Source organism: Ferrovibrio terrae (genome assembly GCF_007197755.1).
GTDB lineage: Bacteria > Pseudomonadota > Alphaproteobacteria > Ferrovibrionales > Ferrovibrionaceae > Ferrovibrio > Ferrovibrio terrae.
In genome coordinates this window covers 3917836-3938861 of the sequence record NZ_CP041636.1, presented here as the reverse complement: position 1 = coordinate 3938861, position 21026 = coordinate 3917836, and the positions used below count along the sequence as shown (strand labels likewise).

Annotated in this window: 20 protein-coding genes; 9 read left to right on the top strand and 11 right to left on the bottom strand. The window is 64.3% G+C overall.

What is annotated here, in order from left to right:
- Positions 1-56 precede the first annotated feature (56 nt).
- Positions 57-677 carry a phosphoribosylglycinamide formyltransferase gene (purN, locus tag FNB15_RS19260; RefSeq protein WP_144258277.1) on the bottom strand — a complete coding sequence of 207 codons (621 nt, stop codon included), beginning with the start codon at positions 675-677 and terminating at the stop codon, positions 57-59.
- Positions 678-684: 7 nt separating this feature from the next.
- A complete protein-coding gene (gene purM, locus FNB15_RS19255) occupies positions 685-1764 on the bottom strand; it encodes a phosphoribosylformylglycinamidine cyclo-ligase (RefSeq protein WP_246068734.1) in 1080 nt (359 codons plus the stop codon).
- Between the two features lie 63 nt (positions 1765-1827).
- Here purM and FNB15_RS19250 point away from each other — a divergent pair, with 63 nt between their 5' ends.
- Genes FNB15_RS19250 through FNB15_RS19240 form a run of 3 tightly spaced genes read left to right on the top strand, consistent with a single transcriptional unit; the run spans position 1828 to position 4690 of the window.
- Positions 1828-2943, top strand: a complete 1116-nt coding sequence (locus tag FNB15_RS19250) for a DUF2066 domain-containing protein (protein ID WP_185973623.1) — start codon at positions 1828-1830, stop codon at positions 2941-2943.
- Entirely contained in the window at positions 2940-4019 is a 1080-nt protein-coding gene (locus FNB15_RS19245) for an AI-2E family transporter (RefSeq protein ID WP_144258275.1), read from the top strand. Before FNB15_RS19250 ends, FNB15_RS19245 begins: the two co-directional genes overlap by 4 nt.
- An 8-nt stretch (positions 4020-4027) precedes the next feature.
- The gene (locus FNB15_RS19240) at positions 4028-4690 is read left to right on the top strand and encodes an HdaA/DnaA family protein (RefSeq protein ID WP_144258274.1); all 663 of its coding nucleotides are present in this window, start codon (positions 4028-4030) and stop codon (positions 4688-4690) included.
- On the opposite strand, the gene FNB15_RS19235 is transcribed toward FNB15_RS19240, so the two are convergent.
- The 4 genes from FNB15_RS19235 to FNB15_RS19220 form a co-directional block, all read right to left on the bottom strand.
- Positions 4687-4866 (bottom strand): DUF4169 family protein, encoded by a 180-nt coding sequence (locus tag FNB15_RS19235; protein WP_144258273.1) that lies wholly within the window; start codon positions 4864-4866, stop codon positions 4687-4689. The genes FNB15_RS19240 and FNB15_RS19235 overlap by 4 nt on opposite strands.
- Positions 4867-5565, bottom strand: coding sequence for a response regulator transcription factor (locus tag FNB15_RS19230; protein WP_144258272.1), 699 nt, complete (start codon positions 5563-5565; stop codon positions 4867-4869).
- Positions 5562-7022: a sensor histidine kinase gene (locus FNB15_RS19225; RefSeq protein WP_144258271.1), complete on the bottom strand. Its 1461-nt coding sequence runs from the start codon at positions 7020-7022 to the stop codon at positions 5562-5564. Before FNB15_RS19225 ends, FNB15_RS19230 begins: the two co-directional genes overlap by 4 nt.
- Positions 7023-7084: 62 nt before the next feature.
- The gene (locus tag FNB15_RS19220) at positions 7085-7627 is read right to left on the bottom strand and encodes a SixA phosphatase family protein (protein WP_185973622.1); all 543 of its coding nucleotides are present in this window, start codon (positions 7625-7627) and stop codon (positions 7085-7087) included.
- 134 nt (positions 7628-7761) lie between these two features.
- Between FNB15_RS19220 and FNB15_RS19215 the strand changes: the two genes are divergently transcribed.
- Entirely contained in the window at positions 7762-9969 is a 2208-nt protein-coding gene (locus FNB15_RS19215; RefSeq protein WP_144258269.1) for an RNA degradosome polyphosphate kinase, read from the top strand.
- A 7-nt stretch (positions 9970-9976) separates the two neighbouring features.
- Positions 9977-11494: a Ppx/GppA family phosphatase gene (locus tag FNB15_RS19210; RefSeq protein ID WP_144258268.1), complete on the top strand. Its 1518-nt coding sequence runs from the start codon at positions 9977-9979 to the stop codon at positions 11492-11494.
- A 3-nt stretch (positions 11495-11497) separates the two neighbouring features.
- Here FNB15_RS19210 and rnd read toward each other — a convergent pair whose 3' ends face one another.
- Positions 11498-12664 carry a ribonuclease D gene (gene rnd, locus FNB15_RS19205; protein WP_144258267.1) on the bottom strand — a complete coding sequence of 389 codons (1167 nt, stop codon included), beginning with the start codon at positions 12662-12664 and terminating at the stop codon, positions 11498-11500.
- A gap of 169 nt (positions 12665-12833) precedes the next feature.
- Here rnd and aspS point away from each other — a divergent pair, with 169 nt between their 5' ends.
- The 3 genes from aspS to FNB15_RS19190 are packed head-to-tail and all read left to right on the top strand — an operon-like array spanning position 12834 to position 16275.
- Positions 12834-14624: an aspartate--tRNA ligase gene (aspS, locus tag FNB15_RS19200; protein WP_144258266.1), complete on the top strand. Its 1791-nt coding sequence runs from the start codon at positions 12834-12836 to the stop codon at positions 14622-14624.
- Between the two features lie 17 nt (positions 14625-14641).
- A complete protein-coding gene (locus FNB15_RS19195) occupies positions 14642-15289 on the top strand; it encodes a MarC family protein (RefSeq protein ID WP_144258265.1) in 648 nt (215 codons plus the stop codon).
- Positions 15290-15312: 23 nt separating this feature from the next.
- Positions 15313-16275, top strand: a complete 963-nt coding sequence (locus FNB15_RS19190) for an alpha/beta hydrolase (RefSeq protein WP_144258264.1) — start codon at positions 15313-15315, stop codon at positions 16273-16275.
- A gap of 13 nt (positions 16276-16288) precedes the next feature.
- Here FNB15_RS19190 and FNB15_RS19185 read toward each other — a convergent pair whose 3' ends face one another.
- Positions 16289-17113, bottom strand: coding sequence for a hypothetical protein (locus FNB15_RS19185; protein WP_144258263.1), 825 nt, complete (start codon positions 17111-17113; stop codon positions 16289-16291).
- 101 nt (positions 17114-17214) lie between these two features.
- Positions 17215-17610 (bottom strand): CAP domain-containing protein, encoded by a 396-nt coding sequence (locus FNB15_RS19180; RefSeq protein WP_185973621.1) that lies wholly within the window; start codon positions 17608-17610, stop codon positions 17215-17217.
- 12 nt (positions 17611-17622) lie between these two features.
- Here FNB15_RS19180 and FNB15_RS19175 point away from each other — a divergent pair, with 12 nt between their 5' ends.
- Positions 17623-18492 carry a tellurite resistance TerB family protein gene (locus tag FNB15_RS19175; RefSeq protein WP_246068733.1) on the top strand — a complete coding sequence of 290 codons (870 nt, stop codon included), beginning with the start codon at positions 17623-17625 and terminating at the stop codon, positions 18490-18492.
- Positions 18493-18719: 227 nt separating this feature from the next.
- On the opposite strand, the gene FNB15_RS19170 is transcribed toward FNB15_RS19175, so the two are convergent.
- Positions 18720-19982: a hypothetical protein gene (locus tag FNB15_RS19170; RefSeq protein WP_144258260.1), complete on the bottom strand. Its 1263-nt coding sequence runs from the start codon at positions 19980-19982 to the stop codon at positions 18720-18722.
- A 138-nt stretch (positions 19983-20120) separates the two neighbouring features.
- The gene (locus tag FNB15_RS19165) at positions 20121-20981 is read right to left on the bottom strand and encodes a DMT family transporter (protein WP_144258259.1); all 861 of its coding nucleotides are present in this window, start codon (positions 20979-20981) and stop codon (positions 20121-20123) included.
- Positions 20982-21026 lie beyond the last annotated feature (45 nt).

Genomic DNA, 21026 nt, shown 5'->3' with positions numbered 1-21026 from the left:
GGCGTAGCAAATGTTACGCCCCCAAGCGCTTGCTAGGCTGCTATCTGAGCCGGTTGCTAGGCGGTCTGCTGCCCGATCCGCACCCGCTGCCCCTCAATGCTCAGCCGCCCCGCGGCCAGCAGCCTGAGCGCCTGCGGATAGAGCGCGTGTTCCTGCTCCAGCACGGCGGCTGCGATGCTGTCGGCCGTCGCATCCTGCGGCACGGGGATCGCGGCCTGCAGGATGATTGGCCCGGCGTCCACTTCGGGGCTGACGAAATGCACGCTGCAGCCGGTGAAGCGCGTGCCGCTTTCGATCACGCGCGCATGCACATCGGTGCCCCTGAAGGCCGGCAGCAGCGAGGGATGGATGTTGATCATGCGGCCATACCAGGCCTGCACGAAGTCCGTCGTCAGCAGCCGCATGAAACCGGCGAGGCAGATATAGTCGATGCCCTTGGCGCGCAGCACGGTGTAGAGGATGGCGTCGAATTCCGCGCGCTCCTTGCCCTTGCTCGGGATCACCGCCGTCTCGATGCCGGCGGCTTTCGCGATCTCCAGCCCCTCGGCATCCGCGCGGTTGCTCAGCACCAGCGCGATGCGGGCGGGATGATCGGCGGCCAGCGTGGAGTCGATCAGCGCGCGCAGGTTGGTGCCGCGCCCGGAGATCAGCACGGCCACAGACTTGCGGGCAGGCATGGTCAGCTTAATTCCAGGCCGTGTCGCAGTTGCGCATGCTGACCATCGGCTCGGCCGTTGAATCCTGCTGCGCCTCGATCACGCCGAGCTTCGACACGGTCTCGCCGGCGCTTTTCAGCTTGGCGATCACGGTGTCGGCTTTTTCCTTCGCCACCACGACAACAAGCCCGATGCCGCAGTTAAACGCGCGCGCCATCTCGGAATCGTCGATCTTCCCGGCAGCTTTCAGCCATTTGAACACCGGCGGCAGGGTCCAGCCGGTGGCGTCGATGATCGCATCGGTGCCATCGGGCAGCACGCGCGGGATATTGTCGACCAGGCCGCCGCCGGTGATATGCGCCATCGCCTTGATCAGGCCCTCGCGCACCAGCGGCATGCAACTTTTCACATAGATGCGCGTTGGGACCATGAGGATTTCCGCCAGCGGCTTCGAAGGCTCGAAGGGGGCGGGGCTCTCGAAGGAGAGGCCGTTATCGGCAATCACCTTGCGGACCAGCGAAAAGCCGTTCGAATGTACGCCCGACGACGCGAGACCAAGCAATATGTCGCCCGGCTTTACACCCTGTGGCAGCAGGCGGCCGCGTTCGGCCGCGCCAACGGCGAAGCCGGCGAGGTCGTAGTCCTTGGCGGCATACATGCCGGGCATCTCGGCGGTCTCGCCGCCGGTCAGCGCGCAGCCGGCCTGGCGGCAGCCCTCGGCGATGCCGGCCACCACGCGGCGGGCGACATCGACTTCCAGCTTGCCGGTGGCGTAATAGTCGAGGAAGAACAGCGGCTCGGCGCCCTGCACCAGGATATCGTTCACCACCATGGCGACCAGGTCGACGCCCACGCCGTCATGCCGGCCGGTCTCGATGGCGATCTTCAGCTTGGTGCCGACGCCGTCGGTCGACGAGACCAGGATCGGATCGGTGAAGCCGGCGGCCTTGAGATCGAACAGCGCGCCGAAACCGCCGAGCGACGCATCGGCGCCCTTGCGGCGGGTGGAGGCGGCGAGCGGCTTGATGGCATCGACCAGGGCCTCGCCCGCGTCGATATCGACACCGGCGGCCTTATAAAGCGGCGACGTGTTGATGGCAGCCTCCACGATGGGGTATGCTGAATGCAGCGCAGTAATTCTGGCAACATACTCATTCCCCCTGTCTTTGCAATGCTCCTCCGTAGCCCGCTAAGGGCCTGTTTTGTCGCACTTTTTTCGGGTTTCCTGGCTTTCGGGGCGGGGGCTGAAGCCTATGCGCAGACGACTCCGCAGGCCCGGCGGCCCGACCCCTTCGGCGTGTCCGGCGTCAGCGTCGATGCCAGCGCCGACAGCGCGGCCTCGGCGCGTCCCATCGCGGTGGCCGAGGGCCAGCGCCGGGCGTTCACGACCCTGCTGCGCCGTCTGACCCTGCCCGACGACCATGCCCGCCTGCCGCGCCCGACCGAGGCGCTGCTCAACGAGGTGGTGGCCGGCTTCGGCATCGACGAGGAGCGCACGTCTGCGACGCGCTATATCGGCAAGATCAGCGTGCAGTTCCGCGCCGACGCGATCCGCCGCCTGCTGCAGGATAACCGGCTGCCGTATTCCGAAACCATGAGCCGGCCGGTGCTGCTGGTGTCGGTGTGGCAATCCGCGGAAGGCGGCGCGCGCATCTGGGAAACCGACAATCCCTGGCGCGAGGCGTGGCTGCGCCGGCCCGAGGCCGAGGGCGGCCTGGTGCCGTTCAGCGTCGCGCCGCCGATGGCCAACGGCCCGACGCTGGAACGCCTGTTCGGCAACCCCGACGAGCTGCGCGCCATCATGCGGCGCGGCAATTACGACGATGCCCTGCTGGTGGTGGCGACCCTGCAGAGCAGCGACCCCGGCAATATGCGCGTCGAGATCCAGATCCAGCACCAGGGCGAGGCGGCTTTCCTCGGTACGACCGAGACCTTCACCGCCACCGGCGGCACGCTGGAAGAGACCCTGATCTCGGCCGCCATCGAGCTCGGCCGCCGCATCGAGACGCGCTGGAAATATGCCTCGGTGATCGACCTCGAAAAGCAGGGCCAGCTCAATGTCGCCGCCGCCTTCAGCGGCCTGGCCGACTGGAACAAGCTGCGCTCAGCACTCGGCGCCGTGCCGATCGTGCGCAAGGTGGATGTGCTGCAGGTGTCGCATCGCGACGCGCAGATCCTGCTCGACTATTACGGCGAGCCCGCCCAGCTCAGCACCGCGCTGGCCCAGCGCAACATCGTGCTGCAGCAGCGCGACGGCTTCTGGGAAATGCGGAGCCGCCAGCCATGACGCGCCGCCAGCAGATGATCGCCTGGATGGCGATCATCGTCATCACCTTCACGCTCCTGATCGTGCTGCGCGACATGCTGCTGCCGTTCATCGCCGCCATGGCGATTGCCTATCTGCTCGATCCGGCGGCCGACTGGATGGAACGCCGCGGAGTGAGGCGCTGGCTCGCCACCCTGCTGATCATCGGGCTGTTCTTCGTCGTCGCCACCCTGATCGTGGTGCTGCTGGTGCCGCTGGTGTCGGACCAGTTCGCCAAATTCATGGACCATCTGCCGGAATACGTCGCCTGGTTCAACCAGCGCCTGCTGCCCTATGTGCAGGGCGTGGCCGGCAGCTTTGGCATCGACCTGACCCACGATCCCAAGACGGCGCTGGCCGGCCAGGGCGAGCAGGTGATGAAGGTGGTCGGCGGCGTGCTGACCGGGCTGCTCGGCGGCGGCCAGGCGATTTTCAACGTGCTGTCGCTGCTAGTGATCACGCCGGTGGTCGGCTTCTACCTGCTGCGTGACTGGGATCGCATGATCGCGCAGATCAACGACTACCTGCCGCTCGACCATGCCGAGACGATCCGCGAGCAGGCGCGCGAGATCGACAAGGTGCTGGCCGGCTTCGTGCGCGGCCAGATGCTGGTCTGCCTGTTCCTCGCCGCCTTCTACGGTCTCGGCCTCACGCTGTTCGGCCTGCAGTTCGGCCTGTTCATCGGTATTACGGCCGGCATGATCTCCTTCATTCCCTATGTCGGCACCACGTTGGGCTTCGTGGTCGGCATCGGCGTGGCGATCGCGCAGTTCTGGAACGAGCCGGTCTGGATCGCGGCGGTTGCGGGCGTGTTCATCGTCGGCCAGATGATCGAGGGCAACGTGCTGCATCCGGTGCTGATCGGCGACCGCGTCGGCCTGCATCCGGTCTGGATCATGTTCGCGCTGCTCGCCGGCGGCAGCCTGTTCGGCTTTGTCGGTATTCTCGTGTCGGTGCCGCTGTTCGCCGTGATCGGCGTGCTGGCGCGTTTCACGCTGGAACGCTATCGCCAGAGCTATCTCTACCGCCCCGGCGCTCCGCCCAAGAAGATCGAGTAAGTTTTTCCATGGCCCGCAATCAGCTGAGCCTCGGCCTTGCCCTGCCGATCTCATGGGCGCGCGAGGATTTCCTCGAAGTACCCGGCAACGCGGCGGCACTGGCTGCTGTCGAGGGCGCGGCGCAGCCGGCGCTGGCGCTCTATGGCCCGCCCGGCAGCGGCAAGACGCATCTGGCACATATCTGGGCGGCTACGCATGGCGCCCGCCTGATCGGCCCGGCCGATCTCACGCCGGCTGCGGTGGATGAGCTGGCGCGCCAGCCGCTGGCGCTGGATGACGCGGATCGTCATGCCGATCCGGTCGCGCTGTTCCATCTGGTCAACCTGATGCGCGAACGCCGCCATGCGCTGCTGCTGACCGGCTCGGCCGCGCCGGCGCACTGGACGTATACCTTGCCTGATCTGATGTCGCGGCTGAAGGCGATGCCGGCCGAACGGATCAGTGAACCCGACGACGCGCTGCTCTCGGCCGTGCTGGTGAAGCTGTTCGCCGACCGCCAGCTGCAGGTCGGCGAGGATGTGGTGAAATATCTTGCCGCCCGCATCGAGCGCTCCTGCCGCGCGGCCAGAGACTGGGTCGCGGTGCTGGATGCGGCAGCCCTGGCCGAGAACCGCGCCGTCACGGTCGTGCTGGCGCGGCGCCTGCTGGAAGAAGTGCCGGCGAGCGACTAGTCCTCGACTTTTTTGCCTTCGAATTCGCGCGCGATACGCTCGGCGTCTTTCCGCTGCTTCTCGCGCTCGGGCTTGCTCTGGCCGAAGCGGATGCGGTTCTCGGCCGCCTGTTCCTTGGCGGCCTTGCGCTGCAGCACCTTGCGTGCCTTGTTCAGGCTGACGACGTCGGCGGCCATTTAAGCTTCAATCCGCGCCGGCGCGCTGAAGGCATAGCCGCGGCCGTAGATCATCTTGATCGGCGCTTCGATCTGCGCGTAGTCCTTGATCTTGCGGCGCAGGCGATTGACCACCGCATCGAGATGGCGGTTGTCCCAGCTGGTCTGCGGCCGCGCCAGCAGCTGCGCCAGTTCCTCGCGCGAGCAGGGCTGACCGGCCTTTTCCAGCAGCGCGTTGATGAAGGCCAGTTCGGTGGCGGTCAGCTTGATTTCGCTGCGGTTCGGCGCCACCAGGTTCCAGGTCGAGCGGTTCAGCAGCCACTGGTCCGGCTGGCGGTCGACGGCGCGGCTCTGCGGATCCTGCAGCCGGCGCATCAGGCTCTGCACGGTCGCCTCGATCTCGCGCAGGGACGAATGCTTGACCAGATAGATGTCGGCGCCGCTCTCGAAGCCGCGGATGCGGTCGTCGGCCTCGCCCAGTGCGGTCAGGATGATGATGCCGCAATCCGACTTGGCGCGGATCTCGTTCGCCAGGTCGAAGCCGCTGCCGTCGGGCAGGCCGATATCCAGGATGACGATGGCCGGCGGCGCGGAGTCGAAGGCGGCGCGCAGCTCGCGTGCCGTGCCGACGCCCTCGACCGCGAAGCCGCGCATGGCCAGATACTCGACCAGGTCGCTGCGCAGCGACGGCTCGTCTTCGACCACCAGAATCCGGTTCACGCGACCTCCATACTCACATCCGGCACCACGCCCGGCAGCGGCAGGCGGATGGTGGCGATGGTGCCGCCGCCGCGTCCGCCCCGCAGACTCAGGATGCCGTTATGATACTCCAGGAGGCGGCGGGTGTTGTAGAGCCCGAGGCCGGTGCCGGTGGCCGGTGTGGTGTTGGAGGCGCGGAAGAAGCGGCGGCCGATCAGCGCGGCTTCCGCTTCGGGGATGCCGATGCCGTGGTCGGTCACCGTGATGACGATGGCCTTGTCCTCGCTGCGGGCGACAATTTCCACCGGGGTGCCATCGGTGGTGTATTTCAGCGCGTTGTCGATCAGGTTGATCAGCACCGTGCCCAGCATTTCCGGGTCGCCCCAGTAAAATGACAGGCTGGGCTGCACCGTGAAGCGCAGCCGCAGGTCCAGTTCCAGCCCGGCGAAATGTTTGCGCACCCGTTCCATCAGGCTGCCGATGTCGATCCGTTCGGGCTGCAGGAAGCTGAGGTCGCGACGTTCGACATCGAGGAATCGGTCGATCAGCTGCACCAGGCGGCGCACCGCGCCGCGGATGCTGTCGAGCCGGCGGCTCACCGTCTCGGACGGTTTGTCCAGCACCACGTCGATCATCTCGGCAGCGCGGTCCACCACCGCCAGCGGCGTGCGGAATTCATGTGTCACCATGCGCAGCAGCTGCTTCTGTTCCTCGTGCAGCGCCTTGGCGGTTTCCAGGCTGGTCGACAGCTGGTCCTGCAGTTCGCGGCGCTGCGCCACCTCGCGCGACAGGTCGTCGTTCTTCTGCCGCAAGCCATACGACAGCTTCACGCCCACCATCAGCAGCAGCATGAGGAACAGGCCGGTGACGAAGATGTTGAAGAAGAAGAAATACCAGGCCTGAACGTTGTCCTGCACCAGCGCCTGCTGGTCATTCCAGTATTCGATGGCGATACCGCAGCGCAGGACCAGCGCGATGAAGTCGCTCATCAGGACGCCGATGGTGGCCCAGCGCAGCAGGGGCGGCTGGGTGCGGTCGCGGGCCAGCGTCTGCACGATGAACAGGATCAGCGTCATGCCGATGAGATTGCTGGCCAGGATGCGGACGGCGGTATTGTAGGGATCGATCAGCAGGGCAGCCGGCCAGAACACCACCACGACGGCAATGCTGCCCCAGATCAGTGCCGGATTGCCGCGCTGGCCGAGGAAGCGCGCGATGCCATGCGCCAGCGCCGCCATGCCGATATGAAGGAGGTAATTCTGGCTGATGACGAACAATGCCAGCGGAACGTCGAGGGCATTGCGCGTCACATGCAGCACCAGACCCAGGCCAAAGGCGATGAAGCCGGCGGCGATCAGGCGCAACTCGAACAGGTGACGCTGGGTGAACCAGACCAGCAGCCACACGAGGCCCTGCAGCAGGACGGTGGCGGTCAGAATCAGCAGCGTGGTGTTGAGATGCAGCATGACGGCGGACATGGTGTCCCAACCTGTCGTGCGATGCCAGTCTCTGGGCCAGTCCTGTGACGGGCCCGGCTGTTTCAGTCCGCCAGCTGTGCCGGCACCACGAAGCTGGCAAGGAAGCCGCTTTTCGGCGCCACCTGGCCCCAGTTTTTGGCGTTGAAGGTCAGTTCGGCCAGGCCGCCGGTCGGGTACTTGTCGCCCAGGCGGTCCAGCGCGTCGCCGGCGCTCGATCCGGTCAGGTCGCTGGCGAAGTCCTCCAGGCCGGGATTGTGGCCGATCACGAGCAGCTCACGCACCGCCGCCGGTGCGGCGCGCACCAGCGCCAGCAGGGTAGCGCTTTCGGCCAGATAGAGCCGGGGCTCGAAGCGCGCGCGCGGCTCGCCCGGCACCCTGGGCGGCGCGTCGCCGCTCAGGCGCTTTTCCAGCCGCTCCCAGGTCTGGCGGGTGCGGGTGGCCGGCGAACACAGCACCAGGTCGGGATGGATGGCCCGTTCGCCCATATGGCGGGCCAGCGCCCGGCAGGCCTTCTTGCCGCGGGCGCTCAAGGCACGGGCGAAATCGTCCAGTTTCGGGTCGTCCCAGGCGGACTTGGCGTGGCGCAAAAGCCAGAGGCGGAGCATGGGGTTATCCTTCATTTCGGCGATCGGGCCGGGTTGTCGCCGCTTTGACATAAACGATGGTTAGACCTATACCCGAAGGCGTCGACCGGGCCCAAGCCCGCCAGGGCGTCCGGCAACGACAGAGGCGTCAAACCATGCAAAAGACAGCGGAATCTTCCCGAATCGGATCCGGCGAGCCGGCCACACTGCCGTTGTCCGATGGCGCGGCCGTCCTGCCGGGCCGTCCGCCGATCGCGCTGGGCCCGCGCGAGCGTTTCATCAACCGCGAACTGTCCTGGCTCGCCTTCAATCTGCGGGTCATGGAAGAGGCCAACAACACGCGCTACCCGCTGCTGGAGCGGCTGCGCTTTCTGTCGATCTCGGCCAACAACCTCGACGAATTCTTCATGGTTCGCGTCGCCGGTCTGCATGGCCAGATCCGCGCCGGCATCGAGGAAATCAGCCAGGACGGGCTGAGCCCGGCGCAGCAGCTGGCGCAGATCAACGAGGCGGCCTCCAATCTGATGAACAAGCAGCAGGTCTGCTGGCGCTCGCTGACCCGCGAATTGGCCGCTGCCGGCATCCATGTGCTGGAGCCCGAACTGCTGAATACCGAAGACAAGCGTTGGCTGGAGGATTATTTCCTCGCCCATGTGTTTCCCGTTCTGACACCGTTGGCCATCGATCCGGCGCATCCATTCCCGTTTATTCCGAATCTCGGTTTCGCAATGGTGATGCAAATGCGACGGATTCGTGACGGTCGCAGCCTGAATGCGCTGCTGCCGCTGCCGAGTCAGGTCGACCGCTTCGTCAGGCTGCCGGGTGAGGGCATCCGTTTCCTGTCGCTGGAGAACCTGGTCGGGCTATTCATCAACAAGCTGTTCCCCGGCTATGAAATTCTCGGTTCGGGCCTGTTCCGCATCACGCGCGACAGCGATATCGAAATCGAGGAAGAGGCCGAAGATCTGGTCCGCCTGTTCGAGACCGCACTGAAGCGCCGCCGGCGCGGCAACGTGATCCGCCTGAAAATCAACGCCGACATGCCGGAAGACCTGCGCAAGTTCGTTTGCGAGGAAATGGAAGTCAGCCCGCAGGCGGTGATCGTGGTCGACGGCATCCTGGGTCTGGCCGATACCAAGCGGCTGATCGTGGACGACCTGCCGGAGCTGAAATTCCCGCCCTTCAGCCCGCGCTTCCCCGAGCGCATCCGCGATTATGGCGGCGACTGCTTCGCCGCCATCCGCGCCAAGGATCTGGTCGTTCATCACCCTTACGAAAGTTTCGACGTGGTGGTGCAGTTCCTGCGTCAGGCCGCCGCCGATCCGCATGTGGTGGCGATCAAGCAGACGCTGTACCGCACGTCTGACGACAGTCCGATCGTGCGCGCCCTGATCGAGGCGGCTGAGGCCGGCAAATCGGTGACCGCGCTGGTCGAGTTGAAGGCGCGTTTCGATGAGGCCGCCAATATCAAATGGGCGCGCGACATGGAGCGTGTCGGTGTGCAGGTGGTGTATGGCTTCATCGAGCTGAAGACGCATGCCAAGATTTCGCTGGTGGTGCGGCGCGAAAGCGGCCAGCTCAACACCTATGTGCATTTCGGCACCGGCAACTATCACCCTTACACGGCGCGGGTTTATACCGATCTGAGCTTCTTCACCGATGACAACGATCTCGGCCACGATGCCACCTATCTGTTCAATTTCCTGACCGGCTATGCCGCGCCGGAAAACCTGAAGAAGGTGGCGATCTCGCCCTATACGCTGCGGCCGCGCCTGCTCGAACTGATCAACGAGGAAATCCGCCATGCCGAGGCGGGGCGTCCGGCGGCGATCTGGGCCAAGATGAACAGTGTCGTCGATCCGGTGGTGATCGATGCGCTGTATCAGGCGAGCCAGGCCGGCGTGCAGATCGACCTGATCGTGCGCGGCATCTGCTGCCTGCGGCCGGGCGTGAAGGGCCTGAGCGAGAATATCCGTGTGCGCAGCCTGATCGGCCGCTTCCTCGAACATTCGCGCGTCATCTGCTTCGGCAGCGGCCATGGCCTGCCGTCGCCCGAGGCCAAGCTGTTCATCTCCTCGGCCGACTGGATGCCGCGGAACTTCGACCGCCGCGTCGAGGTTCTGATTCCGATCGAGAACCAGACCGTGCATGAGCAGATTCTCGACCAGATCATGGTGGCGACCCTGAAGGATCAGGCGCAGAGCTGGAATCTTGGCGCCGACGACCAGTATACGCGCGTCTCGGCCGATCCGGATGCGTTCAGCGCGCATACCTATTTCATGACCAATCCCAGCCTGTCGGGTCGCGGCAAGGCGCTCAAGAAAGCCGCCGCCGCGCCGCGGCTGCAGTGGAAAGCCGGATAGGAGTCTCGTGGCCGTCGCGCAATCGCTTGCCAAATCCGCTGCTGCGCCGGGCGCTTCGCCGTTGCCGCTCGGAGTTATCGACATCGGTTCCAATTCCGTGCGCCTGGTGGTGTTCAGCGATCCGCTGCGCATGCCCACCGGCATGTTCAATGAAAAGGTGCTGTGCGGCCTGGGCCGCGGCATGGGCCAGACCGGCGCGCTGGATTCCGACGGCGCCAGACAGGCGCTGGCCGCGATCCGGCGCTTCGTCACGCTGGCGCGCCGCATGAACGTGCGCGCGCTGCAGATCGTCGCCACGGCGGCCGTGCGCGATGCGGCCAATGGCGCCGACTTCGTCGGTCAGATCGAACGCGAGACCGGCGAGACCGTGCGCGTGCTGAGCGGGCAGGAAGAGGCGACCTATTCGGCCTATGGTGTGCTGTCGGGCATTCCCGATGCCTGCGGCGTGATGGGCGATCTCGGCGGCGGCAGCCTCGAACTCGTCGCGCTGGACGGTCACAAGCTGGGCGACAGCGTCACGCTGCCGCTCGGGCCGCTGCGCATCGCCGGCATGGACTCGTATCCCGTGGTGAAGGCCTATATCGACGAGAAGCTGGCCGGCGTGCCCTGGCTGAAAAAGTGGAAGGGCAAGTCGCTCTACGCTGTCGGCGGCTCGTGGCGCGCCATTGCTCGCGTGCACATGGCGCAGATGCACAGCCCGCTGCACATCATCCACCAGTATACCTTGCAGCGGAACGAGGCGGCCGACTTCACCCGCCTGCTGGCCAAGCAGAGCAAGGAATCGCTGACCCGCGTGGAAGGCGTGCCGCGCAAGCGCCAGGATTCACTGCCGCTGGCGGCACTGGTGATGCGCCGGCTGCTGAAGGTTCTCGAGCCGAAGGATGTGGTGTTCTCCGCCAACGGCCTGCGCGAGGGCCTGGCCTATGCGCTGCTGGACGAGCGCCAGCGCAGCGAAGATCCGCTGCTGGCGACCTGCCGCCACATGGCCGAGCGCGAAAACCGCTTCGGCGACCATGGCATGGAGATCGACCGCTTCATCGCGCCGCTGTTCGAGCGCGACACGCAGGAGCGCCAGCGCATCCGCTTCGCCGCCGCCATCCTGGCCGATACCGGCTGGCGCGTGCATCCCGACTATCGCGGCGAACAGTCGCTCGGCACCATCCTGCATGCACCGTTCGGCGCGATCACCCAGAGCGAACGCGCCCTGCTGGCGCTGGCCGTCTACACCCGTTACACCGGCACCGCCAGCGATCCGATTGCAGCACCAGCCTGGCAGCTGCTGACGGCCGAAGAGATCGATTATGCCCAGCGCGTCGGGCTGGCGCTGCGTCTGGCGCAGACGCTGTCGGCCGGCGTGCCCGGCGTGCTGGCCGACTGCAAGCTGCGGCCGAACGGCAACAGTCTGCTGCTGGAACTGCCGACGCAGCATGCAGCCCTTGATGGCGAAGCGGTGCAGCGCCGCGTCGAAGCGCTTGGCAAGGCGTTCAATCGCGCTGCAGAGCTGCGGGTTCTGAAGGCGAAGTAGGGTCTACTTCTTCAGATCGACCAGCTTGATGCGCATGCCCTGCACGGCCAGCGCGATCTCGCCGCGCTTGAGCCGCAAGGCATCCTCGCCGAACATTTCGCGCCGCCAGCCTTGCATGGCCGGCACATTGGCGTTGTCGTCGGCGGCGATCCTGTCGAGGTCTGAGCTGTTGGCCAGCAGCTTCTGCGCGACATCGTGGTCGTCGCATTTCAGCTTGAGCAGCACCTTGAGCAGTTCCACCAGCGGGCCGATGCCACGCGGCAGATCGGGCTCGCGCTCCAGCACCGGCCAGGTGTCTTTCGGACTGGCCAGCTTGGCCGAGATGGCGGCGAGCAGGCCCTGGCCCATCTTGCCCTCGGCAAAGCCCTTCGACAGGCCACGCATCCGCTCCAGGTCGTCAGCCGATTTCGGCGGATGCGAGGCGATCTCCATCAGGGTCTCGTCGCGCACGATGCGCTGGCGCGGGATGTCGCGGTGGCGCGCTTCCACTTCACGCCAGGCGGCGGCGGCCTGCAGCACGGCCAGGTATTCACCCTTGGCGGTGCGCGGCTTCAGGCGGCGCCAGGCGTTGTCGGGCGGCGTTTCATAGGTCTCGGGATCGGCCAGCAGGGCCATTTCCTCGCGCAGCCAGTCGGCGCGGCCGGTCTTGACCAGCTTGGCATTCAGCTTTTCGTAGATCTTGCGCAGGTAGGTCACGTCGCCGAGTGCGTAGCGCACCTGCTTCTCGGTCAGCGGCCGGCGGGCCCAGTCGGTGAAGCGCGAGGACTTGTCGACCTGCGCACCGGCCAGCTTGGACACCAGCTGCTCATATGACACCTGATCGCCGAAGCCGCAGACCATGGCGGCCACCTGGCTGTCGAACAGCGGGGCAGGGACCTCGCCCATCAGCTTGTAGAAGATTTCCAAGTCCTGCCGGGCGGCATGGAACACCTTCAGCACGGCCTTGTTGCGCAGCAGCTCCAGCAAAGGCTCGAGCGACAGGCCCTCGGCCAGCGGGTCGATCACCCGGGCCTCGTCGGGACCGGCAATCTGGATGAGACAGACCTTGGGCCAGTAGGTGGTCTCGCGCATGAACTCCGTGTCCACGGTGACATAGTCGACCGTGGCCAGGGGGGCGCAGAAACGGGCTAGCTCTTCGGTGGTGGTAATCGGGGTGGGATCGTCACGCATTGTTCCGCTTTAGCATGCCCTTTTCGCCGGCCCAACCCTGCCGGGCAGGGCGGCGGCGGAATTTGGCCCTGGTGGCGGTGAATTTCCGCCCCTATCTGTCTTGACTTTCGGGCCCTAAACGGGCCTGTTCCCCCTTTGATTTCCCTAGAGATTTTCAACGGATTTGGCGATGTCCCGTTACCGCACCCACACCTGTGGCCAGCTTCGTTCCGAGCAGGTCGGCACCGAGGTCAAACTCGCCGGCTGGGTCCATCGCAAGCGCGACCACGGCAACCTGCTGTTCATCGACCTGCGCGACCATTACGGCATCACGCAGATCGTGGCCGAGAGCGGCTCGGAGGCTTTCAAACAGATGGAAGGCCTGCGCTCCGAATATGTGATCAGCGCGGTGGGCAAGGTGGTCGCGCGCACCGGCGACACGATCAATCCGAACCTGCCGACCGGCAGCGTGGAAGTGGTCGTCACCACCATCGAAGTGCTGGGCGAGGCGGCCGACCTGCCGATGCCGGTGTTCGGCGAGCAGGAATATCCGGAAGACATCCGCCTCAAGTACCGCTTCCTCGACCTGCGCCGCGAGCGGCTGCACAACAACATCATCCTGCGCAGCAAGGTGATCTCCTCGATCCGTCGCCGCATGACGGATCAGGGCTTCATGGAATTCCAGACGCCGATCCTGACCGCCAGCTCGCCGGAAGGCGCGCGCGACTTCCTGGTGCCGAGCCGCCTGCATCCGGGCAAGTTCTACGCCCTGCCGCAGGCGCCGCAGCAGTTCAAGCAGCTGATCATGGTGTCGGGCTTTGACCGCTATTTCCAGATCGCGCCCTGCTTCCGCGACGAAGACGCCCGCAAGGACCGCTCGCCCGGCGAATTCTACCAGCTTGATGTCGAGATGAGCTTTGTCGAACAGGATGACGTGTTCAACGCCGTCGGCCCGGTGATCCATGGCGTGTTCCAGGAATTCGCCAACGGGCGCGATTGCGGCCCGGCCGAATTCCCGCGCATCCCGTATCGTGAGTCGATGCTGAAGTATGGTTCGGACAAGCCGGACCTGCGTAACCCGATCATCCTGGCCGACGTGACTGAGGTGTTCCGCGGCTCGGGCTTCGGCGTGTTCGCGCGCAATATCGAGAATGGCGCTGTGGTGCGCGGCATTCCGGCGCCGGGCGCCGCCACGCGCCCGCGCAGCTTCTTCGACAAGACCAACGACTGGGCGCGCCAGGAAGGCGCGGCGGGCCTGGGCTACATCATCTTCGACAACGGCGAGGCCAAGGGGCCCATCGCCAAGTTCCTCGATGCCGACCGCGTCGCCCTGCTGAAGAAGCTCGGCAACGTGCAGGATGGCGATGCGATCTTCTTCGCCTGCGACAAGGAGCTTCCGGCCGCGAAACTCGCCGGTCAGGCCCGTATCCGCATCGGCGACGAGCTGGATATCTGCGAGAAGAATGTCTTCAAGTTCTGCTGGATCGTCGACTTCCCGATGTTCGAGTATAACGAAGACGACAAGAAGGTGGATTTCAGCCACAACCCCTTCTCGATGCCGCAGGGCGGGCTGGAGGCGCTGAACACCCAGGATCCTCTGACCATCAACGCCTATCAGTACGACATCGTCTGCAACGGCGTGGAACTGTCGTCGGGCGCGATCCGCAATCACAAGCCCGAGATCATGTACAAGGCCTTCGAGATCGCCGGTTACGGCCCCGAGGTCGTGGAAGACAAGTTCGGCGGCATGCTGAATGCGTTCAAGTTCGGCGCGCCGCCGCATGGCGGCATCGCGCCGGGCATCGACCGTATCGTGATGCTGCTGGCCGATGAGCCGAATATCCGCGAGATCGTGCTGTTCCCGATGAACCAGCAGGCGCAGGATCTGATGATGCAGGCCCCGAGCGAGGCGACGATGAAGCAGCTGCGCGAGCTGCATATCCGCGTCCACGCGCCGGAGCTTGATAAAAAATCCTCGTGATCTGACGGCAGGCGGCCATGCTCGACACGCTCGACTATGTCCGCTTCGCCATCACGCTGTTCTCGATTCTGGATCCCTTCGCGGCGATCCCGCTGTTCCTGATGCTCACGGCCGATCGTTCGCGGCTGGAGCGCCGCGCCACGGCGCGCACCGCGGCGCTGGCGGTTTTCATCATCCTGGTGATCGCCGGCTTTTCCGGTGATTTGATCCTGCGCCTGCTCGGCGCCAGCCTGCCGGCCTTCCAGGTCGGCGGTGGCATCGTGCTGTTCCTGATGTCGCTCAGCATGATCAACGCGCAGATGAGCCTGCAGCAGCACACGCCGGAAGAGCATGCCGAAGCCGCCGACAAATCGGGCGACGAGCGCCTGGCTGTCGGCGTGGTGCCGATCGCCATGCCGCTGCTGGTCGGCCCGGGTTCGATCTCGGCGACGATTATTTACATGGAGCGCGGGGCCGGCTGGCAGCATAAAGGTCTGAGCGTGGCCGTTTTGGCGTTGATATGCATGGCGATCTGGATCGTTCTGCAACTGGCGCGGCCGATCGGAGACCGGCTCGGCCGGACCGGTATCAACATCCTCAACCGCATTTTCGGCTTGCTGCTGGCTGCCGTTGCGGTTCAAATCTTTGCCAATGGCCTGCGGGGACTGTTTCCAGCCCTGGGGTGAAAACCAAGAAACGAGCGCCTCGCATGCTGGACAAAGAAGCTGAAGCTTTTCTCGCTGCCGTCAAAGCCGCGAACCGCCCGGAATATACCGTGCTGGGCGCCGCAGGGGCGCGGCAGCTCTACAAGGAAACCCGTGGCGCGGTGACGCCCGAGGCGCCGGAGATGTCGGAGGTCGACAATATCGCCGCGCCCGGTCCGCATGGCCCGATCCCGCTGCGCTATTATCGTCCGGCCGGCGTCGACAAGAAGGAACCGATTCCGGTTGTCGTCTTCTACCATGGCGGCGGCTGGGTGATCGGCGACCTCGATACGCATGACGTGGCCTGCCGGCTGCTGTCGAACGAGGCGCGCTGCGCCGTGGTCTCGGTCGATTACCGCATGGGGCCCGAGCATAAATTCCCCGCCGCGGTGGAAGACGCCTACGCGGCGGCGCACTGGGTGGCGGGCGAGGCGGCGGCCTTGCGCATCGATGCGACGAAGCTGGCGGTCGGCGGCGACAGTGCCGGCGGCAATCTCGCCGCCGTGGTCGCGCTGATGGCGCGCGGCAAGCTGAAGGACGGCGACAAGACCGCGCCGAAGATCGGCTACCAGCTGCTGATCTATCCGGCCACCGACATGCACATGGATACGAAGTCGCATGAGAGTTTCGCCAGGGACCACCTGCTGACGCGCGCCGCGATGGACTGGTTCCAGGAGCAGTATCTGAACGGCGCGGCGGATCGCGACGACTGGCGCGCCTCGCCGTTGCGCGCCAAAAGCCTGGCCGGCCTGCCGCCGGCCTATGTGCTGGTCGCGGGCAACGACCCGCTGCGTGATGAAGGCGAGGCCTATGCCGATGCGCTGAAGAAGGCCGGCGTGCCCGTTGCTTTCCGTGAATTCCCCGGCCAGGTCCACGGCTTCGTGGTGCTCGGCAAGGTGATGCCGCAGGCCGGACAGGCGATTGCGGAGATGGGCACCGCGCTCAAGCTGGCGTTTGGGCAGGGTTAAAGTAGGCGATTTATTACTCAGAAGAATTGGGAGTGTTTTCACTTTCTTTTTTTGTAGTGTATTCGTCAATTTTTCGAATTACCCAGGATCTAGGTGCTCCGACTTCGGTTAGGCGTCTAACAATCATTTCTTCCGGCATTCCTTTTTTCAAATATAATTTGACCTTCTCTCTCGCTTCATCAGGATTAATGCGATCCTCACGCATATTGACGCGACTTTCTCGGGGCGAGATTTGACGCCCTACGTGCGCAATCTCCTGCCTCAATAAATCAAAGTCACTCTTCAATTCCAAGAATGCTTTTTCTTGTTCAGAGACAGTCGAGTTTTTTGATTCATTCTTAACGGTAAGGAATGCAGGTAAAACTGACTGTAGTGGTGATGCTATAATTTCTTTTATTGACGCAGTAATTTTCTGCCTTAACTCCTCACCCCAGTTGGGCTGATTTTTATTATATTCAAGCACTCTTAATGCTCTCAAATCGAAGGGGACATCATCTATGGAGTCAGTTACTAATATAGCGGGCTTTGTTGCCGCGTGGGCTAAGCCAAGCTCATAAAAAACATTGGGGTTTTTTCCAGACAAATCTGCCAATACGACTTTTGCATTCTGAGTATATTGCCAAATGTCATGCACGATTGTGCTGGGCCGATATATGTCATCAGCACGCTTTCCAATTAAACCCGCAGCTTCAATTGCTGGGCAATATATCGTTTCGTAGTAGTCATCAAACCATCCACCAAATGGCATGATGGTAAAACATATATCCTTTGTCTCTGCCCCTTTTTTGTTTTTTATAGGAGGTTTGCCTTTTCTCGAGGCTTTCTTATGAGCGGCCATTTTCTATTTCCCCATTAAAATTAATTTTATTTAGAAATAATTCTTCCAGTTGCAGCAAGCAAAATAACCCATAGTGTTTACTAGCGTATTCGTCTTTCACATCACTGCCGTCCCATCACCAGCACCCATTGCTGGCGGCGCAGGTCCGCCGCATCGACTCGCGTATCGGCGCCCAGCTCGGTGACATTCGGATCAAGCAAATTCCGGCGATGGCCCTCGCTGTTCATCCAGAGCGGCACGACGGCTGCGGCGTCGCAGGGACAGAGCGCCAGATTTTCCGAAATGCGGCGGAAGGCATAACCGGCGCGGCTCACGCGCTGCGGCAGGTTGCTGCCATCGCAGCCGTCATGCGCCAGCTTGCGGCAGCTTTGCAGATCGGCGGCATGTGCGGCTGCCGCATCCGCCAGCCGCGCATTCCATTGCAGCGGCGCGAGATGATGCGCCGCGCGCGCCGCATTCACATGGAACAGGATGTCGCTCTGCCAGATCGTATCCATGGCAGCGGCTGAATGATTGTGGCTGAAAAGCGGCGACAGCAGCGCCATGACGAAAAGATGAAGTCGCCACCGGCCTTGAAGCTGGTGCCTGCAATCCCGATCTTTGGCGCGCGAACTCATGTCACGGAGGCTAGACGAGCGATGATCGATGCGAAATCCCTGCTGGACCAGTTCCTCGGCGGAAAACAGCTGGGGGGCGGTAAATTCGGCGGGAGCGGCAAGACGACGGACTATGCCGATCTCGCCAAACGCGGGCTGGACACGCTCGGTGGCGGCAAAGGGCTCGCGGTCGGCGGTCTGCTCGGGCTGATCCTCGCCAACAAGAAGGCGCGTAACGTGGCCGGCAATGTCGCCGTCTATGGCGGCGCGGCGGCGCTGGGTCTGCTGGCCTGGCGCGCCTATCGCAATTACCAGGAAGGCCAGAAACCGGGCAGCGCGCCGGTGGCACAGCCGGCCGACATCGCCAATGTCGAGCCGCGGTATCTGCCGTCGGCGGCACCGGCCAGCAACGGCCAGCCCTTTGAGCTGGCGCTGGTGCAGGCGATGGTGGCCGCCGCGAAAGCCGACGGCCATATCGATGCGCAGGAGCAGCAGCGCCTGTTTTCCGAAATCGAGCGCCTGCAGCTGGATGCCGAAACCAAGGGCGCTGTGTTTGATCTGCTGTCGAAGCCGATCACGCTGGAAGCCGTGGGCGGCAGCGCCACCAACGAGGAGCAGGCCGCCGAGCTGTATCTCGCCTCGCGCATTGCCATCGATCCGGATCATCCGGACGAGCAGGCCTATCTGAAAAACCTGGCGCAGAAGCTACAGTTGCCGGTGGAACTCGTGGCGCATCTCGATCGCCAGGTGGAAGCCACCCTGGCTCCATCGAAGGCGGCATGATCCGGCTACGGAAAGTCGCCTGAGGTTACCGGAACGTAATGTGAGGTTGCCGGACCGTAACCTCCCGCTTTATCCGGGAAGGCGTATGTTGAATCTCACAGGGCGCGGCCAGCCCCGCTGATCGGTCCGCCCTGCAGAGTTTCGAGTATGCGTTTCCTCCCTGATTACCGACTTGCCCCTGCCCGAAACGGCGGGGGCTTTTTTTATGTCAGCACCGATCCGGAAACTCAGGCACGCAGGTAGTTCGCCAGGCCGTAGCCACCGCCACTGCTGCCACCACCCATCAGGCCCAGCAGGTAGGAGGTGTTGTTGGCGCGCTGCAGCTGCTGCAGCATGTATTTGCTGTAGGCGCCCTGCGTGTTGTAGGGGTCATTCGCCTTGGTCTTGTCGCCGTCCGTCGCCTTGGTATCGGTCTTTTTCGGATCCGGCTTGGCGGCCGGATCGGCCGGGATCGCCGAGGCCGGCAGATACTGCTTCAGCTCGGCAAAGGCGGCGCGCTGCTCGTTGCTGGTATAGCTGCGGGTCTCGTCAAACACGATGGCATTCAGTTCTTCGCGGCTCAGGCCGGCGAAGGGATTGGTCTTGTCCCAGCCATTGGTGTAGCGCGTGGCCAGACGGGCACGGGCCTGCGCCTCGGCACTGGCCCCGGCGACGCTTTCGTTGTTGGCGCGCATCTTCTCGTCGAAGGTCAGCGTCTTGACCGATTTGGCCAGCACGGCCTTTTCCAGCACATCGCGCTGCGCCATGGCGGCGCGGCGTTCGTTGACCGTGTAGTCGCCGGTGTCGTTGCCGATGATGGCGGTCAGCTCGTCGCGCGTCTTGCCCTCCAGCGGGTTCTTCACCTTGCCGCCGCCATTGAGGAATTCGGTCGCCTTCTTGGCGGCTGCATTGCGCTCGGTGGTGCCGGATTTCGGCAATTCAGCGTCGTTCACCTTCTTGTCGAATTCGGATTTCGGCGTCAGGTCGTCCATGATGCGGGCATGGTCCTGGCGCGCGAATTCACTGTAGGCGGCGCGGCGTTCGTTGATGGTGTATTTGCCGTCCTTGTCGATGATCACGGCGGACAGCTCGGCCGGCGTCTTGCCGCGGAAGGGATTGGCGGCCTTGCCGTCGAAGAAGTCGCTGGCCTGCTTGGCAGCGAGCTTGCGGGTGGCATCGGTGGCCTCGTCGCCAGTCAGTCCCGGGGGCAGCGCCTTGTCGGCCTCATCGGCCTGCTTGGCGCTGTCGAGGAAGATGGCCGACAGCGTCTGCTTCAGCTTCTCGGTGATCTTGGCTTCCTCGTCCAGCATATCGGCGACGGCGGCCGCCTGCTGGGCCAGCGCCTGCAAGGCGGCGGGCGAGAGCGTCACTTCCACGCCGACATCCTGGCGCAGGTCAGTCGGGACCATCACCGGCTTCGGCGTGGTCGTGCTACCCGGCGGTGGGGTCTCGGCCGGCTTCACGGTGCCGGGATAGATCGTGCTGCTGTAGGCGGTGTTGATCGTGGTCATGACGCATGTCCTTTTGTCAGGACACGGACCTGCAAGCGGCAGGCCAGCCGGAGCCAGATTTAAGGTATTGAATTAACTGAAAGATTTATGGGTTTCGGACGGTCATTTCTGCCGCCCCGGCAGGATTTGCCGGGACACTCACGAGAAACGCTTCGCCCCGGCGACGCAGAGCACCACCACGGCGGTGGAGGCGATCATGGTCCAGGCGACCGGCTCGCCCAGCAGCAGGGCTGCCAGCACCAGGCCCATGAAGGGCTGCAGCAGCTGCAGTTGCCCGACGCCGGCGATGCCGCCCAGCGCCAGGCCGCGATACCAGAAGATGAAGCCGACCAGCATGCTGAAGACCGAGACATAGCCGAGCCCGAGCCAGGCCGGTGTGCCGATGCCATGGAGGCTGTCGGGCCAGGTCACCAGCGTGAGCGCCGCCATCGGCGGCAGCGACAGCAGCAGCGCCCAGGAGATCACCTGCCAGCCGCCGAGACGGCGCGACAGCGTGGCGCCTTCGGCATAGCCCAGCCCGCAGGCCAGCACGGCGGCGATCATCAGCAGGTCGCCCGTGACCGATCCTCCGTCGCTTCGGGAGAGTGCGAAGGCCGAGACGGTGGCAGCCCCCACGGCGGAGAACAGCCAGAAGGCCGGCTTCGGCCGTTCGCCGCCGCGCAGCACGCCGAAGAACGCGGTCGCGAGCGGCAGCAGGCCGATGAAGACGATGGAATGCGCCGCCGTGATGTGCTGCAGCGCCAGTGCGGTCAGCAGCGGAAAGCCGAGCACGACGCCGAGCGACACGATGACGAGCGACAGAAGGTCGCTGCGCTGCGGCCTGGTCGCACGCAAGGCCAGCAGAAAGATCGCGCCGAGCAATGCCGCGATCGCGGCGCGGGCCGAAGTGAGAAACAGCGGCGAAAAGTCAGCGACGGCGATGCGCGTCGCCGGCAGCGATCCGCTGAAGATGATCACGCCGAGCAGGCCATTGCCCCAGCCTGCGGTCTTGCTATCCATGCGCCCTCGCGTTTCCGGCAGGCACAGTGGCGCAGATCGGTGCGA

What these genes read in the sequence shown, in the direction of transcription:
- purN (WP_144258277.1), bottom strand. Translation starts at nt 677, where the DNA reads ATGCCTGCCCGCAAGTCTGTGGCCGTGCTGATCTCCGGGCGCGGCACC.
- FNB15_RS19250 (WP_185973623.1), top strand. Translation starts at nt 1,828, where the DNA reads ATGCTCCTCCGTAGCCCGCTAAGGGCCTGTTTTGTCGCACTTTTTTCG.
- FNB15_RS19245 (WP_144258275.1), top strand. Translation starts at nt 2,940, where the DNA reads ATGACGCGCCGCCAGCAGATGATCGCCTGGATGGCGATCATCGTCATC.
- FNB15_RS19240 (WP_144258274.1), top strand. Translation starts at nt 4,028, where the DNA reads ATGGCCCGCAATCAGCTGAGCCTCGGCCTTGCCCTGCCGATCTCATGG.
- FNB15_RS19235 (WP_144258273.1), bottom strand. Translation starts at nt 4,866, where the DNA reads ATGGCCGCCGACGTCGTCAGCCTGAACAAGGCACGCAAGGTGCTGCAG.
- FNB15_RS19225 (WP_144258271.1), bottom strand. Translation starts at nt 7,022, where the DNA reads ATGTCCGCCGTCATGCTGCATCTCAACACCACGCTGCTGATTCTGACC.
- FNB15_RS19220 (WP_185973622.1), bottom strand. Translation starts at nt 7,627, where the DNA reads ATGCTCCGCCTCTGGCTTTTGCGCCACGCCAAGTCCGCCTGGGACGAC.
- FNB15_RS19215 (WP_144258269.1), top strand. Translation starts at nt 7,762, where the DNA reads ATGCAAAAGACAGCGGAATCTTCCCGAATCGGATCCGGCGAGCCGGCC.
- rnd (WP_144258267.1), bottom strand. Translation starts at nt 12,664, where the DNA reads ATGCGTGACGATCCCACCCCGATTACCACCACCGAAGAGCTAGCCCGT.
- aspS (WP_144258266.1), top strand. Translation starts at nt 12,834, where the DNA reads ATGTCCCGTTACCGCACCCACACCTGTGGCCAGCTTCGTTCCGAGCAG.
- FNB15_RS19195 (WP_144258265.1), top strand. Translation starts at nt 14,642, where the DNA reads ATGCTCGACACGCTCGACTATGTCCGCTTCGCCATCACGCTGTTCTCG.
- FNB15_RS19190 (WP_144258264.1), top strand. Translation starts at nt 15,313, where the DNA reads ATGCTGGACAAAGAAGCTGAAGCTTTTCTCGCTGCCGTCAAAGCCGCG.
- FNB15_RS19185 (WP_144258263.1), bottom strand. Translation starts at nt 17,113, where the DNA reads ATGGCCGCTCATAAGAAAGCCTCGAGAAAAGGCAAACCTCCTATAAAA.
- FNB15_RS19180 (WP_185973621.1), bottom strand. Translation starts at nt 17,610, where the DNA reads ATGGATACGATCTGGCAGAGCGACATCCTGTTCCATGTGAATGCGGCG.
- FNB15_RS19175 (WP_246068733.1), top strand. Translation starts at nt 17,623, where the DNA reads ATGATTGTGGCTGAAAAGCGGCGACAGCAGCGCCATGACGAAAAGATG.
- FNB15_RS19170 (WP_144258260.1), bottom strand. Translation starts at nt 19,982, where the DNA reads ATGACCACGATCAACACCGCCTACAGCAGCACGATCTATCCCGGCACC.
- FNB15_RS19165 (WP_144258259.1), bottom strand. Translation starts at nt 20,981, where the DNA reads ATGGATAGCAAGACCGCAGGCTGGGGCAATGGCCTGCTCGGCGTGATC.